The organism is Nonomuraea sp. NPDC003707, from assembly GCF_053587055.1.
Genome location: NZ_JBSFNK010000015.1, coordinates 1 through 16,748 on the forward strand (window position 1 = coordinate 1; position 16,748 = coordinate 16,748).

17 protein-coding genes are annotated in these 16,748 nt (G+C 68.9%); 4 read left to right on the plus strand and 13 right to left on the minus strand.

The genetic code is table 11. From position 1 onward, the window contains the following. The 4 genes from ACWDRB_RS33755 to ACWDRB_RS33770 form a co-directional block, all read right to left on the minus strand. On the minus strand, window positions 1-1,448 hold a 1,448-nt coding region (locus tag ACWDRB_RS33755; RefSeq protein WP_449900544.1), incomplete at its 3' end, for a DNRLRE domain-containing protein. 235 nt (window positions 1,449-1,683) lie between these two features. Further along, on the minus strand, window positions 1,684-2,388 hold the full coding sequence (locus ACWDRB_RS33760) for an alpha/beta hydrolase (protein WP_350730048.1): 705 nt from the start codon (window positions 2,386-2,388) through the stop codon (window positions 1,684-1,686). A gap of 14 nt (window positions 2,389-2,402) precedes the next feature. After that, window positions 2,403-2,693, minus strand: a complete 291-nt coding sequence (locus ACWDRB_RS33765) for an ATP/GTP-binding protein (RefSeq protein ID WP_319720101.1) — start codon at window positions 2,691-2,693, stop codon at window positions 2,403-2,405. Then, on the minus strand, window positions 2,690-4,135 hold the full coding sequence (locus tag ACWDRB_RS33770; RefSeq protein ID WP_449900547.1) for a 3-hydroxybutyryl-CoA dehydrogenase: 1,446 nt from the start codon (window positions 4,133-4,135) through the stop codon (window positions 2,690-2,692). Before ACWDRB_RS33770 ends, ACWDRB_RS33765 begins: the two co-directional genes overlap by 4 nt. A gap of 36 nt (window positions 4,136-4,171) precedes the next feature. On the opposite strand from ACWDRB_RS33770, the gene nucS reads away from it, so the two are divergent. The 3 genes from nucS (at window position 4,172) to ACWDRB_RS33785 (ending at window position 7,404) form a co-directional block, all read left to right on the plus strand. Further along, a complete protein-coding gene (gene nucS / locus ACWDRB_RS33775) occupies window positions 4,172-4,834 on the plus strand; it encodes an endonuclease NucS (RefSeq protein WP_449900549.1) in 663 nt (220 codons plus the stop codon). Window positions 4,835-5,244: 410 nt separating this feature from the next. After that, window positions 5,245-6,717 carry an aldehyde dehydrogenase family protein gene (locus ACWDRB_RS33780; protein WP_449900551.1) on the plus strand — a complete coding sequence of 491 codons (1,473 nt, stop codon included), beginning with the start codon at window positions 5,245-5,247 and terminating at the stop codon, window positions 6,715-6,717. Between the two features lie 144 nt (window positions 6,718-6,861). Continuing rightward, entirely contained in the window at window positions 6,862-7,404 is a 543-nt protein-coding gene (locus ACWDRB_RS33785; RefSeq protein WP_363962798.1) for a TetR/AcrR family transcriptional regulator, read from the plus strand. A gap of 104 nt (window positions 7,405-7,508) precedes the next feature. On the opposite strand, the gene ACWDRB_RS33790 is transcribed toward ACWDRB_RS33785, so the two are convergent. The 4 genes from ACWDRB_RS33790 to ACWDRB_RS33805 all read right to left on the minus strand — a co-directional run bounded on the left by ACWDRB_RS33790 (window position 7,509) and on the right by ACWDRB_RS33805 (window position 11,072). Then, window positions 7,509-7,826, minus strand: a complete 318-nt coding sequence (locus ACWDRB_RS33790; protein WP_350730039.1) for an STAS domain-containing protein — start codon at window positions 7,824-7,826, stop codon at window positions 7,509-7,511. A 76-nt stretch (window positions 7,827-7,902) separates the two neighbouring features. After that, the gene (locus ACWDRB_RS33795; RefSeq protein ID WP_449900553.1) at window positions 7,903-9,069 is read right to left on the minus strand and encodes a sensor histidine kinase; all 1,167 of its coding nucleotides are present in this window, start codon (window positions 9,067-9,069) and stop codon (window positions 7,903-7,905) included. Beyond that, window positions 9,070-10,179 (minus strand): ABC transporter permease, encoded by a 1,110-nt coding sequence (locus ACWDRB_RS33800; protein ID WP_449900556.1) that lies wholly within the window; start codon window positions 10,177-10,179, stop codon window positions 9,070-9,072. It lies immediately after the preceding gene. Further along, window positions 10,176-11,072, minus strand: coding sequence for an ABC transporter ATP-binding protein (locus tag ACWDRB_RS33805; RefSeq protein ID WP_449900558.1), 897 nt, complete (start codon window positions 11,070-11,072; stop codon window positions 10,176-10,178). Before ACWDRB_RS33805 ends, ACWDRB_RS33800 begins: the two co-directional genes overlap by 4 nt. A gap of 127 nt (window positions 11,073-11,199) precedes the next feature. Between ACWDRB_RS33805 and ACWDRB_RS33810 the strand changes: the two genes are divergently transcribed. Continuing rightward, the gene (locus ACWDRB_RS33810; protein WP_357727568.1) at window positions 11,200-11,790 is read left to right on the plus strand and encodes a cob(I)yrinic acid a,c-diamide adenosyltransferase; all 591 of its coding nucleotides are present in this window, start codon (window positions 11,200-11,202) and stop codon (window positions 11,788-11,790) included. A 25-nt stretch (window positions 11,791-11,815) separates the two neighbouring features. Here ACWDRB_RS33810 and ACWDRB_RS33815 read toward each other — a convergent pair whose 3' ends face one another. From ACWDRB_RS33815 to atpA, 5 genes are all read right to left on the minus strand, one after another. Beyond that, window positions 11,816-12,193: a DUF2550 domain-containing protein gene (locus tag ACWDRB_RS33815; protein ID WP_364244776.1), complete on the minus strand. Its 378-nt coding sequence runs from the start codon at window positions 12,191-12,193 to the stop codon at window positions 11,816-11,818. Between the two features lie 23 nt (window positions 12,194-12,216). After that, entirely contained in the window at window positions 12,217-12,618 is a 402-nt protein-coding gene (locus tag ACWDRB_RS33820; protein WP_350730028.1) for a F0F1 ATP synthase subunit epsilon, read from the minus strand. Between the two features lie 101 nt (window positions 12,619-12,719). Beyond that, on the minus strand, window positions 12,720-14,168 hold the full coding sequence (atpD, locus tag ACWDRB_RS33825; RefSeq protein WP_355191421.1) for a F0F1 ATP synthase subunit beta: 1,449 nt from the start codon (window positions 14,166-14,168) through the stop codon (window positions 12,720-12,722). A 1-nt stretch (window position 14,169) separates the two neighbouring features. Then, window positions 14,170-15,072: a F0F1 ATP synthase subunit gamma gene (locus tag ACWDRB_RS33830; protein ID WP_364244773.1), complete on the minus strand. Its 903-nt coding sequence runs from the start codon at window positions 15,070-15,072 to the stop codon at window positions 14,170-14,172. A 3-nt stretch (window positions 15,073-15,075) separates the two neighbouring features. Continuing rightward, a complete protein-coding gene (gene atpA, locus ACWDRB_RS33835; RefSeq protein ID WP_355191420.1) occupies window positions 15,076-16,725 on the minus strand; it encodes a F0F1 ATP synthase subunit alpha in 1,650 nt (549 codons plus the stop codon). Window positions 16,726-16,748 lie beyond the last annotated feature (23 nt).

A 16,748-nucleotide genomic window follows, 5' to 3' on the forward strand; every position in this document is an offset into this window, starting at 1 on the left:
CGGCCCTTGACCGAGTTGTCGGTGTCCTTGAGCTTGGCCCACAGCTTGGGAGTGGCCGTGCTGATGACCGGCCGCCCGTCACCGGAGACGCAGGGGCCGCCCGGGTCCGACCAGGCGTCGGCGGCCACTGGGTCGGTCGGGATCGAGTTGTACTCGATGACGGCGACCGGGTTGTTCTTGAACTTCTTCCAGGCCCAGAGGTCGGTCTCGCTGGTGGCATAGAGACCGATGGTCATGGTGTTCCACTTCTTGGCGGCGGCGTCGGCGGCCCACGACGTGACGTCGAACTCCACACCGCCGGGCGCGCAGGACCCCGTGCCATAGCCCTTGGCCACGTTCACCGTGGAGAGCAACCTGGTCTTCGCCGGCGGGTTCTTCCAGGTGGTGCTCTTGCTGATCGCGCCGGTCCCCCAGGCCTCCACCTTGCGGGCGCTGCAGGAGTACGACCACGTCTCATACGTGCGCAGCGTCGCCTTGATGATCTGCTTGCCGTGGATGGTCGCGCCGGTGGCCATCTGGAAGAACGAGCGGTTCGTCTGGGTGGAGCTGATGTGGCCGACCCGGGCGATGTCGCTGGAGTTGAGATAGTTGGAGGTGGGCCAGTTGCTCCAGACCGCCGTCCACGAGCCTCGCGAGGCCGAGAAGTACGGGTCCAGGTAGACGGGGAACTTGGTCTTCGGATCCGCCAGCATCTTCCTGTCCGGCTTCAGCCGCAGCTGCCTGCCCGCCAGCTCCACGCCCATCGCGGACTCGCGGGCCTCCGGGGAACGGCCTTCCCTGAGCGCCTTCAGACCGGCGATGCCCTCGGAGTCCCACATCTTCGGCGTGGGCGCGATGAAGATCGTCCCTCCGCTCTCGTCGACGGCCTCCAGGTTGCCCGCCTTGTCCGTTTTCACCGACAGGCCGGTGACCGAGAGGGGGTAGGCGAGCTCGGTCAGGCCCGCCGCGGCCTCCCGGGACTTGACCACCAGGATGTGGGAGAAGCCGTCCACGTCCGCGGTGACCTGCAGGTCCACGCCCGGCATGACCTCGGGGTAGGTGGCGGTGTCGCCGTTCAGCGTGGGCTTGGGCAGGGTGCCCTGCCAGCCCAGCTCCAGGGACTTGGCGCCGCGCGCCATGCGGGCGAGCGGTCCGGAGCCGCCGCCGGAGAACGTCAGGTCGGCCGCCGTGGCGACCGTCTCGACCGCGCCGTCCGGGCGCAGGCGGAGCGTGGTGTCCACCGGGACCCAGCCGCCGGACTTGCGCACGCGCACCGGGCGGACGTACTGCTCCAGGGTGAACGTGCCGTCGGGCTTGGCCCAGACCTGGCGGGTCTCGCTGCGCTGTGTTTCCACCTCGACGGGCTTGCCGGTGCTGCGGGCGAGGGTGAGCGCGGAGTCCTCGGGTGGTTGGACGGTCTGCGGTGGTTCCACTGTCTTCGCCGCGACGGCGGGCACCGGGTCAGGCACCGCCAAGATCGTGAAAGCTAACGCCGCCGCAACCAACCCACGAACTGCCCGCATACGTCCTCACCCATGGTGAGCAGGGGTTACGCGCGAGAAGGCATACCCGCCCGGCGTCTCCACGATCTTCGGTTGACGATCGGATTTTCACTCTGACAACACGAGAGGTCTAGAGTTTTGCTCATTCTGCTCAAATTTCCTTCATAAACATGATTTGTCCGGAAATTTCCGTCATGGCACATCAGACGTCCGTGGGCAGCGGCGATGCGGCCGGGTTGACCCGCTTGACGATCTCGTTCAGCACGATGCGGACGTACGGCTCCCCCACCCACAGGTGCTTGGCCCCGTCCACCCCGATGACCTCCGCCTGGGGCACTCTCGCGAACCTCGCGCGGGCCTCCTCGGGCCGCAGGTAGTCGTCGAACTCGGGCACCAGCACCGTCAGCGGCCGGCCGAACCGCGCCCAGGCGTCCAGGTCGTGGTCGGTGGCCCGGTGCAGCGGGGGAGAGAGCAGGATCGCGCCCTCCACCAGCGGGTCGTGCGCCCACTTCAGCGTCAGCTCCGTGCCGAACGACCAGCCGACCACCCACACCTGGGGCAGGTCGTGGTACTCGGCGTACTCCAGCGCCGCCGCCACGTCGAACCGCTCGCCCTCTCCCCCGTCGAACGTCCCCTCCGAGGTGCCGCGCTCGGAGGACGTGCCCCGGGTGTTGAAGCGCAGCACGGCCAGGTCGGCGAGGGCGGGCAGCCGGTTGGCGGCCTTCTTGTAGACGTGGCTGTCCATGAACCCGCCGTGGGTGGGCAGCGGGTGCAGCGTCACCAGCGTCGCGACGGGGGGACGGTCGAGGGGCAGTGCCAGCTCACCGACCAGGGTCAGGCCGTCGCCCGTCTCCAGCTCGATCGGCTCGCGCCGGGCGGGCAGCACGGTGGCCGCGCGAATCTCCACTTCGGGGGTTCCCTTCAATAACGGGTGCGGCCGGGGCCGCGGTCGAGTCTCTTGCGCCAGCAGGCGGTGTGCCAGTGACGGCGCTCCTCGTCGCCTCCCGGCCAGTTGGGCCAGGCGACGAGGTGCGACTGGCCGCTGCGGATCTCCTGGTCGCAGCCCGGACATCGGTAGTCCTTGGTCGAGGAGGCGCCGGTGAGCATGCGCACCTTCCACTCGCCGTCGGGCCATTCCTCCACTTTGTCCAGCCCGGTCGGGAAGCCGAAGGGACGGGAGGACTCCCTGCGGCGGGCGCGGCGTGGGCTCATGGACGCGGGAATCGGCTGACGCCGGCGGTGACGAGCTGGTCGAGCAGAGGGGCGGGCGCGAAGGCGGGCTCGCGGTATTCGGCGTAGAGGGCTCTCAGCCCGTCGCGGACCTTCGCCAGGCCCAGCGACTCCAGCATCTCGAACGGCCCGGCGGGATAGCCGCAGCCCAGGCGCATGGCCGCGTCGATGTCGTCGATCGAGGCGTACCCGGAGTCGTGCATCCGCACGGCGTCGTTGAGGTAGGGGAACAGCAGGGCGTCGACCACGAACCCCGCCCGGTCCTTGCACGGCACCGGCGTCAGCCCGGCGATCTTCACCAGATCCCTGGCGGCGCTCGCGGCCTCCTCCGAGGTCAGCACCGTGGCGGCCAGCTCGGCCACCTGGTCGCCGGCGAGGTGCACGCCGACCATCCTGGCGGGGTCGGGGAGGCGTACGGCGTGCTCGATCACGGGACGGTCGGCCAGGCGCAGCACGACGTCGGGGTCCTCGGACTCCTTGAACCCGGCCGCCCGCAGCCGCTCCGCCAGCCCGTCACCGCCGGCCCCGGCCACGCCGAACGTGCCCAGCCTCGACTTCGCCGGCTCCTCCTGCGGCGAGTCGCCGTAGAAGCCCCGGCCCGACTTGCGGCCCAGCAGCCCGGCCGTGACCAGCTCGCGCAGCAGCGGCGCGGGCGCGTGCCGCCGGTCGCGCGTCTCGTCGAACAGCACCTCCATCACCCCGTACGCGGTGTCGAGGCCGATCAGGTCGAGCAGCGTGAACGGCCCCATCGGCAGCCCCACGCCCAGCTTCATCGCGGCGTCGATGTCGTCGCGCCCGGCCACGCCCAGCTCCATGAGCGCCGCTGCCTGGTTGAGGTAGGGCAGCAGCAGCCGGTTGACCACGAACCCGGCCCGGTCGCCCACCGGCACGGCCGTCTTGCCCAGCCTGCCCGCCAGCGCCGCGACATCCGCCACGAGGCCGGGCGCGGTCACCACCGTCCCCACGACCTCGACCAGCTTCATCACCGGCGCCGGGTTGAAGAAGTGCATCCCCACGACCTGCCCCGGGCGGCCGGTCGCGGCGGCGATGGCGGTGACGGACAGCGAGGAGGAGTTGGTGGCCAGGACGGTCCCGGGCTCGCAGATCCGGTCGAGGTCCTTGAACAACGCGATCTTGTAGTCGAGGATCTCGGGGATCGCCTCCACCACCAGATCGACGTCCCGCAGGTCCTCGCGCGAGGTGGTCAGCGTGATGCGGCCGAGGATCTCGTCGCGCTGCCCGGGGGCCAGTTTGCCCTTGTCGACGGCCCTGCCGGTGGAGCGCTCGAGATGCCCGCGACCCCTGGCCAGCGCCTCGGCGTCGGCCTCGACCCCGATCACGCGCAGGCCGGCCCGCGCGAACACCTCGGCGATCCCGGCTCCCATCGTGCCGAGCCCGACCACTCCCACCCGTTCGAACGCCATGCGTCCAGTTTTCCAGAGCCGCTAAGGTGGGGCGTCATGCGGCTGGTCATCGCGCGATGCAGCGTGGATTACATCGGACGGCTCACGGCGCACCTCCCCATGGCGCCCCGACTCGTGTTGATCAAGGCGGACGGGAGCGTGAGCATTCACGCCGACGACCGCGCCTTCAAGCCGCTCAACTGGATGAACCCGCCGTGCAAGCTCAAGGAGGGCGACGGCACCTGGACCGTCACCCACGGCAAGACCGGCGAGAAGCTGGTCCTGACGATGGAGGAGATCCTCCACGACTCCAGCCACGAGCTGGGCGTCGATCCCGGGCTGATCAAGGACGGCGTGGAGGCTCACCTGCAGGAGCTGCTCGCCGAGCACATCACGACGCTGGGGGACGGCTACTCGCTGATCCGGCGCGAGTACATGACGGCGATCGGGCCGGTGGACATCCTGTGCCGGGACGGCCTGGGGGCGACCGTGGCGGTGGAGATCAAGCGGCGGGGGGAGATCGACGGCGTCGAGCAGCTCACGCGCTATCTGGAGCTGCTCAACCGCGACCCGCTGCTGGCGCCCGTGCGCGGCGTCTTCGCGGCACAGGAGATCAAGCCGCAGGCGCGCGTGCTCGCCACCGACCGCGGCATCGACTGCGTCACCCTCGACTACGACGGGCTGCGCGGCATCGAGCCGGAAAATCCGACTCTGTTCTAACGCCGAACTCATCCCCTGACAAGCTGTCCGTGACCCGTTGAATGCTGTACCTCGATTTTCTCAAGGGTGCTCGGCCTCATCGTGTTGACGGCGGCGGGCGCCGCGCGCGAGCCCTGGGACCTGCGCGTGGAGCCGGTCGACGGTGAACCGGCCGACCGCCAGATGAGACTGGCTCGGGTAGTGGTGTCCACGAACTCGGGCCGGCTCGCCATAGGTCGTGAACAGAACCCGCACAGCCCCCCACGGTTGAAATAAAGGGCTTTGGAATCGCGCCACATATTCACACGAATGGGGCCCGGCCCGCCAATTCCCTAACGCACGTCCCGCCGCGGCGAGACAGCACTCTGCGCGATCGTCCTACTGCGGAGAGCTCTCTAGTAAGCGATGGCTTACCGGACTATCGTGACGTCATGACGACGCTCACGTTCGACTCGCTCAACCCGGCGACCGGTGAGGTCGTCGGCACCCATCCCCGGCAGGGCCCCGACGCCGTACACGCGGCCGTGGGCCGCGCGGCCGAGGCGGCGGCCTGGTGGGCCGGGCTCGGCCACGCCGCGCGCAGGCAGCGGCTGCTCGACTACAAGGCCGTCCTCACCAGGCACCTGAGAGAGCTGAGCGGGCTCGTGCACGAGGAGACGGGCAAGCCGGTGGGCGACGCGACGCTGGAGATCGTGCTGGCGATCACCCACCTCGACTGGGCCGCCCGCAACGCCCGCAAGGTGTTGGGCCGCCGCCGGGTGAGCACCGGCATGGTCGGCCTCAACCTGGCCGCCACGCTCGAATACCTCCCCCTCGGCGTGGTCGGGGTGATCGGCCCGTGGAACTACCCGGTCTTCACCCCCATGGGCTCCATCGCCTACGCCCTCGCCGCCGGCAACGCCGTGGTGTTCAAGCCCAGCGAGCTCACCCCGGGCATCGGCGTGCGGCTGGCCGAGCTGTTCGCGGAGTCGGTGCCCGAGCATCCCGTGTTCCAGGCCGTGACCGGGCTGGGCGAGACCGGGGCCGCGCTGGCCGCCGATCCGAGGGTCGGGAAGGTGGCGTTCACCGGCTCGACCGCCACCGCCAAGCGGGTCATGGCGGCCTGCGCCGAGAACCTGACGCCCATCGTGGCCGAGTGCGGCGGCAAGGACGCGTTCATCGTGGACGCCGACGCCGACCTCGCCAGGGCCGCCGACGCCTGCCTGTGGGGCGCGATGTCCAACGCCGGCCAGACCTGCGTGGGCGTCGAACGCGTCTACGTCGTCGACGCCGTCTATGAAAGTTTCATGCGCGAGCTGTCCGGCCGGGTGACAAAGGTGAGGGCCGGCGAGGACTACGGCCCGATCACGATGCCGGGCCAGGTGGACATCATCCGGCGCCACATCGACGACGCCACCAAGTCCGGAAAAATCGTGACCGGTGGCCCCGACTCCGTCCGCGCTCCCTACGTGGAGCCCGTGATCGTCGAGGACGTGCCGGAGGACTCCCCCGCGGTGCGCGAGGAGACGTTCGGCCCGACGATCACCGTCCGCCGCACCCGCGACGCCCAGGAGGCCCTGGAGCTCGCCAACGCCTCCGCGTACGGCCTGGGCGGGACAATCTTTTCCGGGAACACGCGCAGGGCGATGGAGCTCGCCCGCAGGATGCGTACCGGGATGACCGCCATCAATTCGGTCATCTCATTCGCCGGAGTGCCTGCGCTGCCCTTCGGCGGAGTGGGAGACTCGGGGTTCGGACGGATCCACGGGGCCGACGGTCTACGCGAGTTCGCCAGGCCCAAAGCGATCTCCCGCCAGCGCTTCGCGATGCCGGGGATGAACCTGACCTCGTTCACCCGAGGGCCCTCCGAGCTTGAGCGGCTGATCAGGCTCGTGACCTTCTTGCATGGGCGACGTAAAAGATAACATTCTTACCCTTTCCCAAAACGGATCATCCGTCCATAATTGTGTGCTCTGGGGGCCACGATCATGTTGGACGGGTGGAATGTGAACCGGTCTTACCGGGGAATGTCGGCTGAGCAAAGGCTGGCAGACAGACGGGAGCGGCTGATGACGGCCGCCTACACGCTATACGCGAAGCCGGGGTTCACGGCGACGACCATCGAAAGGCTGTGCTCGGAGGCGCGGATCTCCAACCGCGCCTTCTACGAATGTTTCGGTGGACGCGAGGAACTCCTCCAAGCGCTGCACGAGCGCTGCGTGGAAGAAAGCCTGGCCGTGGTGGCCAAGGCGGTCCAGGAGGCGCCGAAGACACTTGACGATCGAGTCAAGGCGGGGATTCGCGCCTATATCGAGTTCACCACGGCGGACTGGCGACGGGCCCGCATCATGCATGTTGAGGTTCGCCGATCAGGAGATGTCCTGACACTGTCCCGTCAACGCGCGGTGGACGCGTTCGCGCGGCTGGTCGAGGAGGCGTCGGCCGATTTCCCCCACGCTGCGGGGCTGAATCGGCGACTGGTGGCACTCGGAGTAATTGGAGCGCTACAAGAGTTACTCATCGAGTGGCTGCACTCGGACGAGCAGCCGCCGATCGACGAACTCGCCGACGTGGCCGTGCACATCTTCATCCGCAGCCTCGGCACACCGTGACCATTCGCCGGCCATTCATAATGGACGGCCCGGAATCACCATTTTGCGGCACACAATAAAAGAGCGGGCAACGGCTGATCGTTGCCCGCTCTCGATATGTCACATCAGGCCACCGCGGCCGCGGGAACCTCCATGTGCAGCACCCGATTCAGCCGGGTCACCGCGAGTATCCGCATGATCCGCGGGGGCACCCCCCGAAGAACGAGGCGGCGCTGCACGCTGAGCGCGCGCCGATGCGAGCCCACCAGCACTCCGAGGCCGGTCGCGTCGATCATCTCCAGCCGGGAGAGATCCAGGATCAGGTCGCCTTCACCGGAATCGAGAGCCTCGTGCAGGCGCTCCCGCACACCAGCCGACGTGCCGGCGTCGAGTCTGGCGCCGATCCGCACCACCTGGGCACTCGGATTGCCCCGGACGCGCATGCCACCTCCTCAATCAACACGGTGTAGTCACCTCCGCACGCGGAGCGTTCAGAGAGGTGAACCCGTGTTCTCTCCCCTACCCACCCAGCGGAAGTGACACGACTGCGGTCAGGATGAACTCTCCGCCTTCCGTCGGATGGGCGCCCAGCTTCCCGCCCACGGCGGCCAGGCGCTCCCCCATGCCCGTCAGCCCGCTCCCGAGGTCGGCGGCCCGCCGCCGCTGCACCCCGTCGTTGCGGACGCTCAGCTCCGCCTCCTGCGCCGTGAAGCGGATCGAGATGTCGCAGAACGTCGCGGTGCTGTGCTTGAGCACGTTGGTCACCGCCTCGCGGACCGCGTACGCGAACACCGGCGCCACTCCGTCGGGCAGCTCCCGGTAGGGCAGGTGCACCTCGCAGCGGACCCCGGCCGCTTCGAGCACGCTTTTCACGCTGTTCAGCTCGGCGGCCAGGTCAAGCTCGCGGTAGCCGCGCACGGCCTGCCGCAGCTCCCTGAGCGCCTTCCTGGTCAGTGCGTTGACCTCGGTCATCTCGGCCTTGGCCCCGTCGGCGTCCACGTCCGACAGCCGTACGGCCAGCTCGGTCTTGACGGCGATGGCGGACAGCTGGTGGCCGACCAGGTCGTGCAGGTCCCTGGCGAAGCGCAGCCGCTCCTCGGCCAGCGCCAGCCGCGTGTGCGCCTCGCGGCCCTCATGAGCCTGTACGGCGAGCGACCAGATCCACATCCACATCCGGTTGGACGGCGGCATGATCGCGCACCAGACGGCGTACATGATCACGTAGAAGACCAGCGCCTGACCGACGCTCAGGCCCGTGCCCATGATGGCCGCCCCCAGTGCCACGGCCGAAACGCCGATCCCGACGCCCACCGCCCACGTGCCGACGGCCAGCAGGTAGACCGTGCGCCTGGGGACCTGGAGCGTGGCCAGGCCCAGCCAGCAGACGAGCACGAAGCCCCAGCCGAACGGCTCGCCCCCGCCCAGCGCCGCCGCGACCACGGCGAAGCCCCCCGCCAGCACCACCTCCCGGACGGGGTAGCGGCGATCCAGCGCCGCGCTGATGATGCGCGGGCAGAGCCAGGTGAAACAGATCAGGGCGATCACGGCGGGCACGGCCCGCCACCACTGGAGCCTCCCCTCCCCGAAGGCGACCACCGAGGTCAGGATGACCAGCAGCCACACCGCGACGAAGTTCGAGAGGAGCACTTTCCAGGTGAGGCGCCGCGCCCGCTTGATCGCGTCCATCTAGCCCGCGCGCAGCACGTCGGCGAGCTTGAGCCGGGCCCCCGTCCGGAGCACGGCGCGCTCGTAGATCTTGGCGCCGAAGCCCAGGACCGCGAGCACGGCCAGCGCCATGGCCCCCATCGACAGCGCGACCTGCCACATCGGCACCTCGGTCGCCGCCATCCGCACCGGCATGATCATGGCGGAGAACGGCGGTATGTACGACAGGACCGTGGCCAGCGTACCCGTCGGGTCGTTGGTGGCGTAGAAGGCCACGAAGTACGTGACCATGATGAGCATGGTCATCGGCGTCATCACGCTGCTCACCTCCTCCTGGCGCGAGACCAGCGAGGCGAGGGCGGCCGCCAGCGTGGCGAAGAAGGCGTACCCGAGCACGAACCACACCAGCACGCCCACCACCAGACCCGGGAGCCCGGGCGGGAAGTCGGAGGCGATCCCGGAGGCCGCGGACGCGGCCAGGCCGACGGCCAGGATCGTGACCAGGTTGATCAGGCCGAGCACGCCCAGCCCGATGATCTTGCCGCCGAGCAGCTGCCACGGCCGGATCGTGGAGAGCAGGATCTCCACGATCCTGCTGCCCTTCTCCTCCACCACGCCCATGGCCACCATCATGACCTGACCCATGAGCAGCATGAAGAGCACGAGGACGAGAACCACGGCGATCCCGGCGCGGGCGGACTCGTAGCGGGTGTCGGCGCCCACGGACTCCATCTTCAGCGGCGGGATCGACATTCCCGCGGCGCCCAGCTTCACCTCGCGGTTGACGCTCTGCAGGAGCACGCCGAGCTGGCTGTCGATCTCGCCGTCCGTGAGCACCCGGGTGCCGTCGACCAGCACCGCGTCCACGTCCCCGTCGAGCACGGCCTTCTTGGCGGCGGCCTCGTCGGGGAAGCTGCGCCACTCGATCTGCGCGTCCGGCGCGGCGGCCTTCAGCGGGAGCTGCTGGGAGTTGACGGTGCCGAGCGTGTACTCGTCCGGCCCGCCGAGGATCTTGGGTGCGAAGGTCACCGCCGCCACCAGCACGGCCGTGATGAGCAGGCCGATCGCGAACGCCTTGGTCCGCACCTGCGTGGTGATCTCCCGCCGGGCGACCAGCATCAGTCCGTTCACGCCACGGCCTCCTTGAAGATCTCGGTGAGGGTCGGCTGCTCGACCCCGAAGTGCTCGACGTGCCCCGCCTTCATCGCGCGGCGCAGGATCTCCTGGTCGTCGCCGTCCGTGGTGTGCAGGACGTGCCTGTCGCCGTTCACGGTGACCGTGCCCGGCAGGCCGTCCGCCCAGCCGGGGGACGGGTCGCGGACGACCACGCGCAGCGTGTCGCCCTCGGCCGCCCGCAGGTCGGACACCGTGCCGGTGGCCACCATGCGGCCGGCCGAGACGATGCCCACCGAGTCGCACAGCCGCTCGACCAGCTCCAGCTGGTGGCTGGAGAAGATCACCGGCACGCCGCCCCGGCAGCGCTCCTGCAGCGCCGTGGCCAGCGCGTCCACCGCGATCGGGTCCAGCCCCGAGAACGGCTCGTCCAGCACCAGCACCTCGGGGTCGTGCACCAGCGCCACCGCGAGCTGCACGCGCTGCTGGTTGCCCAGCGAGAGCGTCTGCACCGCGTCGCCCCTGCGCTCGGTGAGCCCGAGCCGCTCGAGCAGGTCGTCGGTGGCCTGCTTCGCGGCCGGCGCGCTCAGACCGTGCAGACGGCCGAAATACTCGATCTGCTCGGCGACCCGCATCTTCTGGTACAGCCCCCGCTCCTCCGGCATGTAGCCGAAGCGCCGCCGGTCGTCGTAGCCGAGCGGCCTGCCCTGCCAGCTCACCGAGCCCGAGTCGGCCTGAAGCACGCCCATCACGATGCGCATGGTCGTCGTCTTGCCGGCGCCGTTCGCGCCCACGAAGCCGAACATCTCGCCAGGCCGTACGGTGAAGCTGATGCCGTCCAGTGCGACCTTTCCGCCGGGGGAATCGGGGCCGCCCGCGAAGCGCTTGCGCAGCTCGCTGATCTCGAGCATCAGGTCATCTCCTTCGTCATGGGTAAATCGTGGCTTTGGAGGCGTTCGCCCTGCTAGTCGCGTAAATCACCGGCCCGACATGGATCCCGCGTCCCTTCCGGATGACATTTGTCATTAATCTGAAGCCATGACGCGCGCCGACAAGGACAAACCGGTCGTTCTCTCCCGGATCTACACCCGGGCCGGCGACGACGGCACCACCTCGCTGAGCGACATGAGCCGGGCGTCCAAGACCGATCCACGGCTGGCCGCCTACGCCGACGTGGAGGAGGCCAACGCCCACCTGGGGCTCGCGCTCTCGTTCCGCACGCTGCCCGCGGACCTCGTCGAGGTGCTCGCCCGCGTCCAGAACGAGCTGTTCGACGTGGGGGCGGACCTGGCCACGCCGGTGGTGGAGAATCCGGAGTTCCCGCCGCTGCGGGTGGAGCAGTCGTACATCGACTGGCTGGAAGAGCAGTGCGACCGGTTCAACGCCGACCTCAAGCCCCTGCGCAGCTTCGTGCTGCCCGGCGGCGACCCCGCGACGGCCGCGCTCCACGTGGCCAGGGTCACCGTCCGCAGGGCCGAGCGGTCGACGTGGGCGGCCCTGCAGGCGCACGACGACATGAACGCGCTGACCGCGAAATACCTCAACCGCCTGTCGGACCTGCTCTTCATCGCCTGCCGGGTCGCCCACGCGGGCGAGGAGATCCTCTGGAAGCCCGGCGGCACCCGCTGAGACGTGCGGCCTGCCCTCGATCGGGCTAGGCGACGTCCAGGTAGGCGCTGGGCGGCGCGGACTCCAGCCACGCGAGGAAGCCCGTCATCGCGTCGGCGCTCATCGCGAGCGAGATCCCGCGGGTGGTGCCGCCGCAGTCGACCGCGTAAAGGCCGCCGTCGATCTCGCGACGGGCGGAAACGACGAGGCCGCGCCTCGCGATAGCGTGGCGCGGCCTCAGTCGCACACCCAGGAGCGGGATCCAGTGGAGCTCCCCGTCGGCGTAGCGGGCTACCCCGCTCTGCCAGCCCCGGTCACCCTCCCGCAGGCGACAGGGCACACTTCCCCTGGAACGGGCCAGCGTGACCCCGCGCAGGACGATGAGGGCGGCAAACAATACGAGAATCAGAACCGTCGTAGCCATGCCGCCCCCAAAAGCCTGATCTGTTAAACCTCTTCGCCTGCCGCGCGGAGCCGGGCCCTGGCACGCTTGGCCTCGATCGCCGCGTCGGCGTCTTCCTGGTCGGCCTCGATCGAGGCCTGAGCCCGATCGAGAGCGTCACGGGCAGCCGCGACGTCGACCTCGGAACCGAGCTCGGCCACCTCGGCGAGCACCGACACCTCGTCGTCGGCCACGGAGATGAAACCGCCGTGCACGGCCGCCACGAGGTCGCCTTCGCCCTCCCGCTTCACGCGAAGCACGCCGCCCTCGACGAGGACGCCGAGCACAGGTGCGTGTTGCGGCATAATACCGATCTCGCCGTCCACGGTCTTGGCAATCACCATGTCGGCCTCGCCCGACCAGATCTCACGCTCGGGTGAGACAACCCCTACGCGTAGCTTCGCCACTTGTGTAGGTTCCTTTCCGATCTGGTGGTGGTGCCCCGTTCCTACCCCAAAGCACCACCGTAGGTGCAGCGGGCCGCCGAAGACGACCCGCTGCAGGGCGATTAACTACGCTCGAGTTCCTTGGCCTTGGCCACGGCCTGCTCGATGCCACCGACCATGAAGAACGCCTGCTCGGGCAGGTGGTCGTACTCACCCGCGCACAGGCCCTTGAAGGAGGCGATGGTCTCGTCCAGCGGAACGGTCTCGCCCGGCTGGCCGGTGAAGGCCTCGGCCGCGTACATCGGGTGCGACAGGAAGCGCTCGATGCGGCGGGCCCGCTGGACGGTGACCTTGTCCTCCTCGGACAGCTCGTCGATACCGAGGATCGCGATGATGTCCTGGAGCTCGCGGTACTTCTGCAGGATCCGCTTGGTCTCCTGGGCCACCCGGTAGTGCTCCTCGCCCACGATCTGCGGGTCGAGGATCCGGGAGGTGGAGTCGAGCGGGTCCACCGCGGGGTAGATGCCCTTCTCCGAGATCGGCCGCGAGAGAACGGTCTGCGCGTCGAGGTGCGCGAACGCGTTGTGCGGGGCCGGGTCGGTGATGTCGTCCGCGGGCACGTAGATCGCCTGCATGGAGGTGATCGAGTGACCGCGCGTCGAGGTGATGCGCTCCTGGAGCACACCCATCTCGTCGGCCAGCGTGGGCTGGTAACCCACGGCGGACGGCATACGGCCGAGGAGCGTGGAGACCTCGGAACCGGCCTGCGTGAAGCGGAAGATGTTGTCGATGAAGAGCAGCACGTCCTGCTTCTGCACGTCGCGGAAGTACTCCGCCATGGTCAGCGCCGACAGGGCGACCCGCAGACGGGTGCCCGGCGGCTCGTCCATCTGACCGAAGACGAGCGCGGTGTCCTTGAGGACGTCCGCCTCCTCCATCTCCAGCCAGAGGTCGTTGCCCTCACGGGTGCGCTCGCCGACACCGGCGAAGCACGAGGTGCCGCCGAAGTTACGGGCGACGCGGCGGATCATCTCCTGGATCAGAACGGTCTTGCCCACGCCGGCGCCGCCGAACAGACCGATCTTCCCACCCTGCACGTACGGGGTGAGCAGGTCGATGACCTTGATGCCCGTGACGAGCAGCTCGGTACGGGACTCGAGCTGGTCGAACGGCGGCGACGGACGGTGGATGCCCCACCGCTCCTCGATCTTGAGCGACGCGGTCGGCACGTCGAGCGTCTCGCCCAGCGCGTTCCACACGTGGCCCTTGACGACGTCGCCGACCGGCACCGAGATCGGGGCGCCGGTGTCCTGCACCGCCTGGCCGCGGACCAGGCCGTCGGTCGGCTGCATCGAGATGGTCCGGACCAGGTTGTCACCCAGGTGCTGGGCGACCTCCAGGGTCAGGGTCTTGGTGTCCTCGCCGAGGGTCACCTCGACCTTGAGCGCGTTATAGATCTCCGGCATCGCCTCGACGGGGAACTCCACGTCGACGACGGCGCCGGTGACACGTGCCACGCGGCCTGTGCCGGCCGCCGCGGCCTCTACAGTTTCAACAGCCTCTGCAGTCATTTCACTCTTTCCCCGCTGCGGCGTCAGCGAGCGCGTTGGCGCCACCGACGATCTCGCTGATTTCCTGGGTGATCTCGGCCTGGCGAGCCTGGTTCATCTGCTGGGTGAGCACCCGCATCAGCTCGTTGGCGTTATCTGTCGCGGACTTCATCGCGCGCCGCCGCGCGGCCTCCTCGGAGGCCGCGGACTGCAGCAACGCCGTGAAGATGCGCGACTCCACGTAACGCGGCAGGAGCGACTCCAGCACGTCGGCAGCGGTCGGCTCGAACTCGAAGTACGGCGGGATCGCGGTCGTCTCCGTCGCCTCGGTCTCCTCGACCTCCAGCGGCAGAACACGCTTGACCACGACGTTCTGGGTCAGCATCGAGACGAACTCGGTCGAGACGATGTGGATCTCGTCGATCCCGTTCTCGTCCTTGAACGAGTCGATCAGCGTCTGCGCGATCCCCTTGGCGTCGGCGTAGGACGGGTTCCTGGAGAAGCCGACCCACTGCCCGCCCATGTCGCGGCCGCGGAAGGAGTGCCAGGTGACACCCTTGCGCCCGGTGACGAACGGGACCACGGTCAGGCCGCGGGTCTCCAGCAGCCCGCGCAGGGCCTCGGCCTCGCGCAGCACGTTGGCGTTGAAGCCGCCGCAGAAACCGCTGTCGCTGGTGACGATGAGGACGCCCGCCTTGGTGGGGTTCTCCTTCGCCACGGTCAGCGGATGGTCGACGCTGGCCGCGTTGCTGACGACGCCGGTGACGGCGCGAGTGATCTCACGCTCGTACGGCAGCGCCGCCTGCATCCGCAGCTGCGCCTTCACGATCCGCGAGGAGGCGATGAGCTCCTGGGCGCGCGTGATCTTCGCGGTCGACTTGACCGAGCTGATCCGCCGCCGCAGCAGCCTTAGCTGGGCACCCATGTCCTACTTCTTCTCCGCCGGACGGACGACCTTCTTGATCTTCTCCTGGCCGACCTCTTCGGCGCCCAGCGGCGCCACCGGCTCGTCCTTGACCAGCAGCTCGCCCGACGAGGTGGTGAAGCTCTTCTTGAAGTCCGTGACAGCGTCCTTCAGAGCGGTCACCGTGTCGTCGGACAGGTCCCTGGTCTCACGGATGGTGTCGAAGATGCCCTTGTGCGAGGCCTGGATGAAGTCCAGGAACTCCGACTCGAAGCGACGGACGTCCTCGATCGGCACGTCGTCCAGCTCGCCCGTGGTGCCCGCCCAGATCGAGGCCACCTCGCGCTCCAGCGAGAACGGGCTGTACTGGGGCTGCTTGAGCAGCTCGACCAGCCGCTGACCGCGCTCCAGCTGAGCCTTGGACGCGGCGTCCAGGTCGGAGGCGAAGGCCGCGAAGGCCTCCAGGTCACGGTACTGCGACAGCGACAGACGCAGCGTGCCCGCGACCTTGCGCATGGCCTTGGCCTGCGCGGAGCCGCCGACTCGGGAGACCGAGACGCCGACGTTGATGGCGGGCCGCACACCGGCGTTGAACAGGTCGGTCTCGAGGAAGACCTGGCCGTCGGTGATGGAGATGACGTTGGTCGGGATGAACGCCGAGACGTCGTTGCCCTTGGTCTCGATGACCGGCAGGCCGGTCATGGAGCCGGCACCCATGTCGTCGGAGAGCTTGGCGCAGCGCTCCAGCAGACGGGAGTGGAGGTAGAAGACGTCGCCGGGGAATGCCTCACGGCCCGGCGGGCGGCGCAGCAGCAGGGAGACGGCGCGGTACGCGTCCGCCTGCTTGGTCAGGTCGTCGAAGACGATCAGGACGTGCTTGCCCTGGTACATCCAGTGCTGACCGATCGCCGAGCCGGCGTAGGGCGCGATGTACTTGTAACCAGCGGGGTCGGAGGCGGGAGCGGCGACGATGGTGGTGTACTCCATCGCGCCGGCCTCCTCCAGCCGAGCGCGCACCTGCGCGATGGTCGAGCCCTTCTGGCCGACCGCGACGTAGACGCAGCGGACCTGCTTGGTGGGGTCACCGGAGGCCCAGTTTTCGCGCTGGTTGAGGATGGTGTCGACGGCGATCGCGGTCTTGCCGGTGCCACGGTCACCGATGATCAGCTGGCGCTGACCACGGCCGATCGCGGTCATGGCGTCGATCGCCTTGATGCCGGTCGCCAGCGACTCCTTCACGGGCTGCCGCTGGACGACGGTGGGGGCCTGAAGCTCGAGGGCGCGAACGGCCTCGGCCTCGATGGCGCCCTTGCCGTCGAGCGGGATGCCCAGGGGGTCGACCACGCGGCCGAGGAAGTTGTCGCCGACGGGCACGGACAGGACCTCGCCCGTCCGGCGGACCGTCTGGCCTTCCTCGATCTTGCTGAAGTCGCCCAGGATAACGACACCGATCTCGCGGGTGTCGAGGTTAAGCGCCAGGCCGCGCGTGCCGTCCTCGAACTCGAGCAGTTCGTTCGCCATCGCCGAGGGAAGGCCGGAGACATGGGCAATGCCGTCGCCGGCGTCGACGACGGTCCCGATCTCCTCGCGCGCGGCGCCTTCCGGTTCGTACGCCTGGACGAAGCGCTCAAGCGCGTCCCGGATCTCGTCCGGCCGGATCGTAAGCTCCGCCATCTCTACTCTGTCTCCCTATTCGC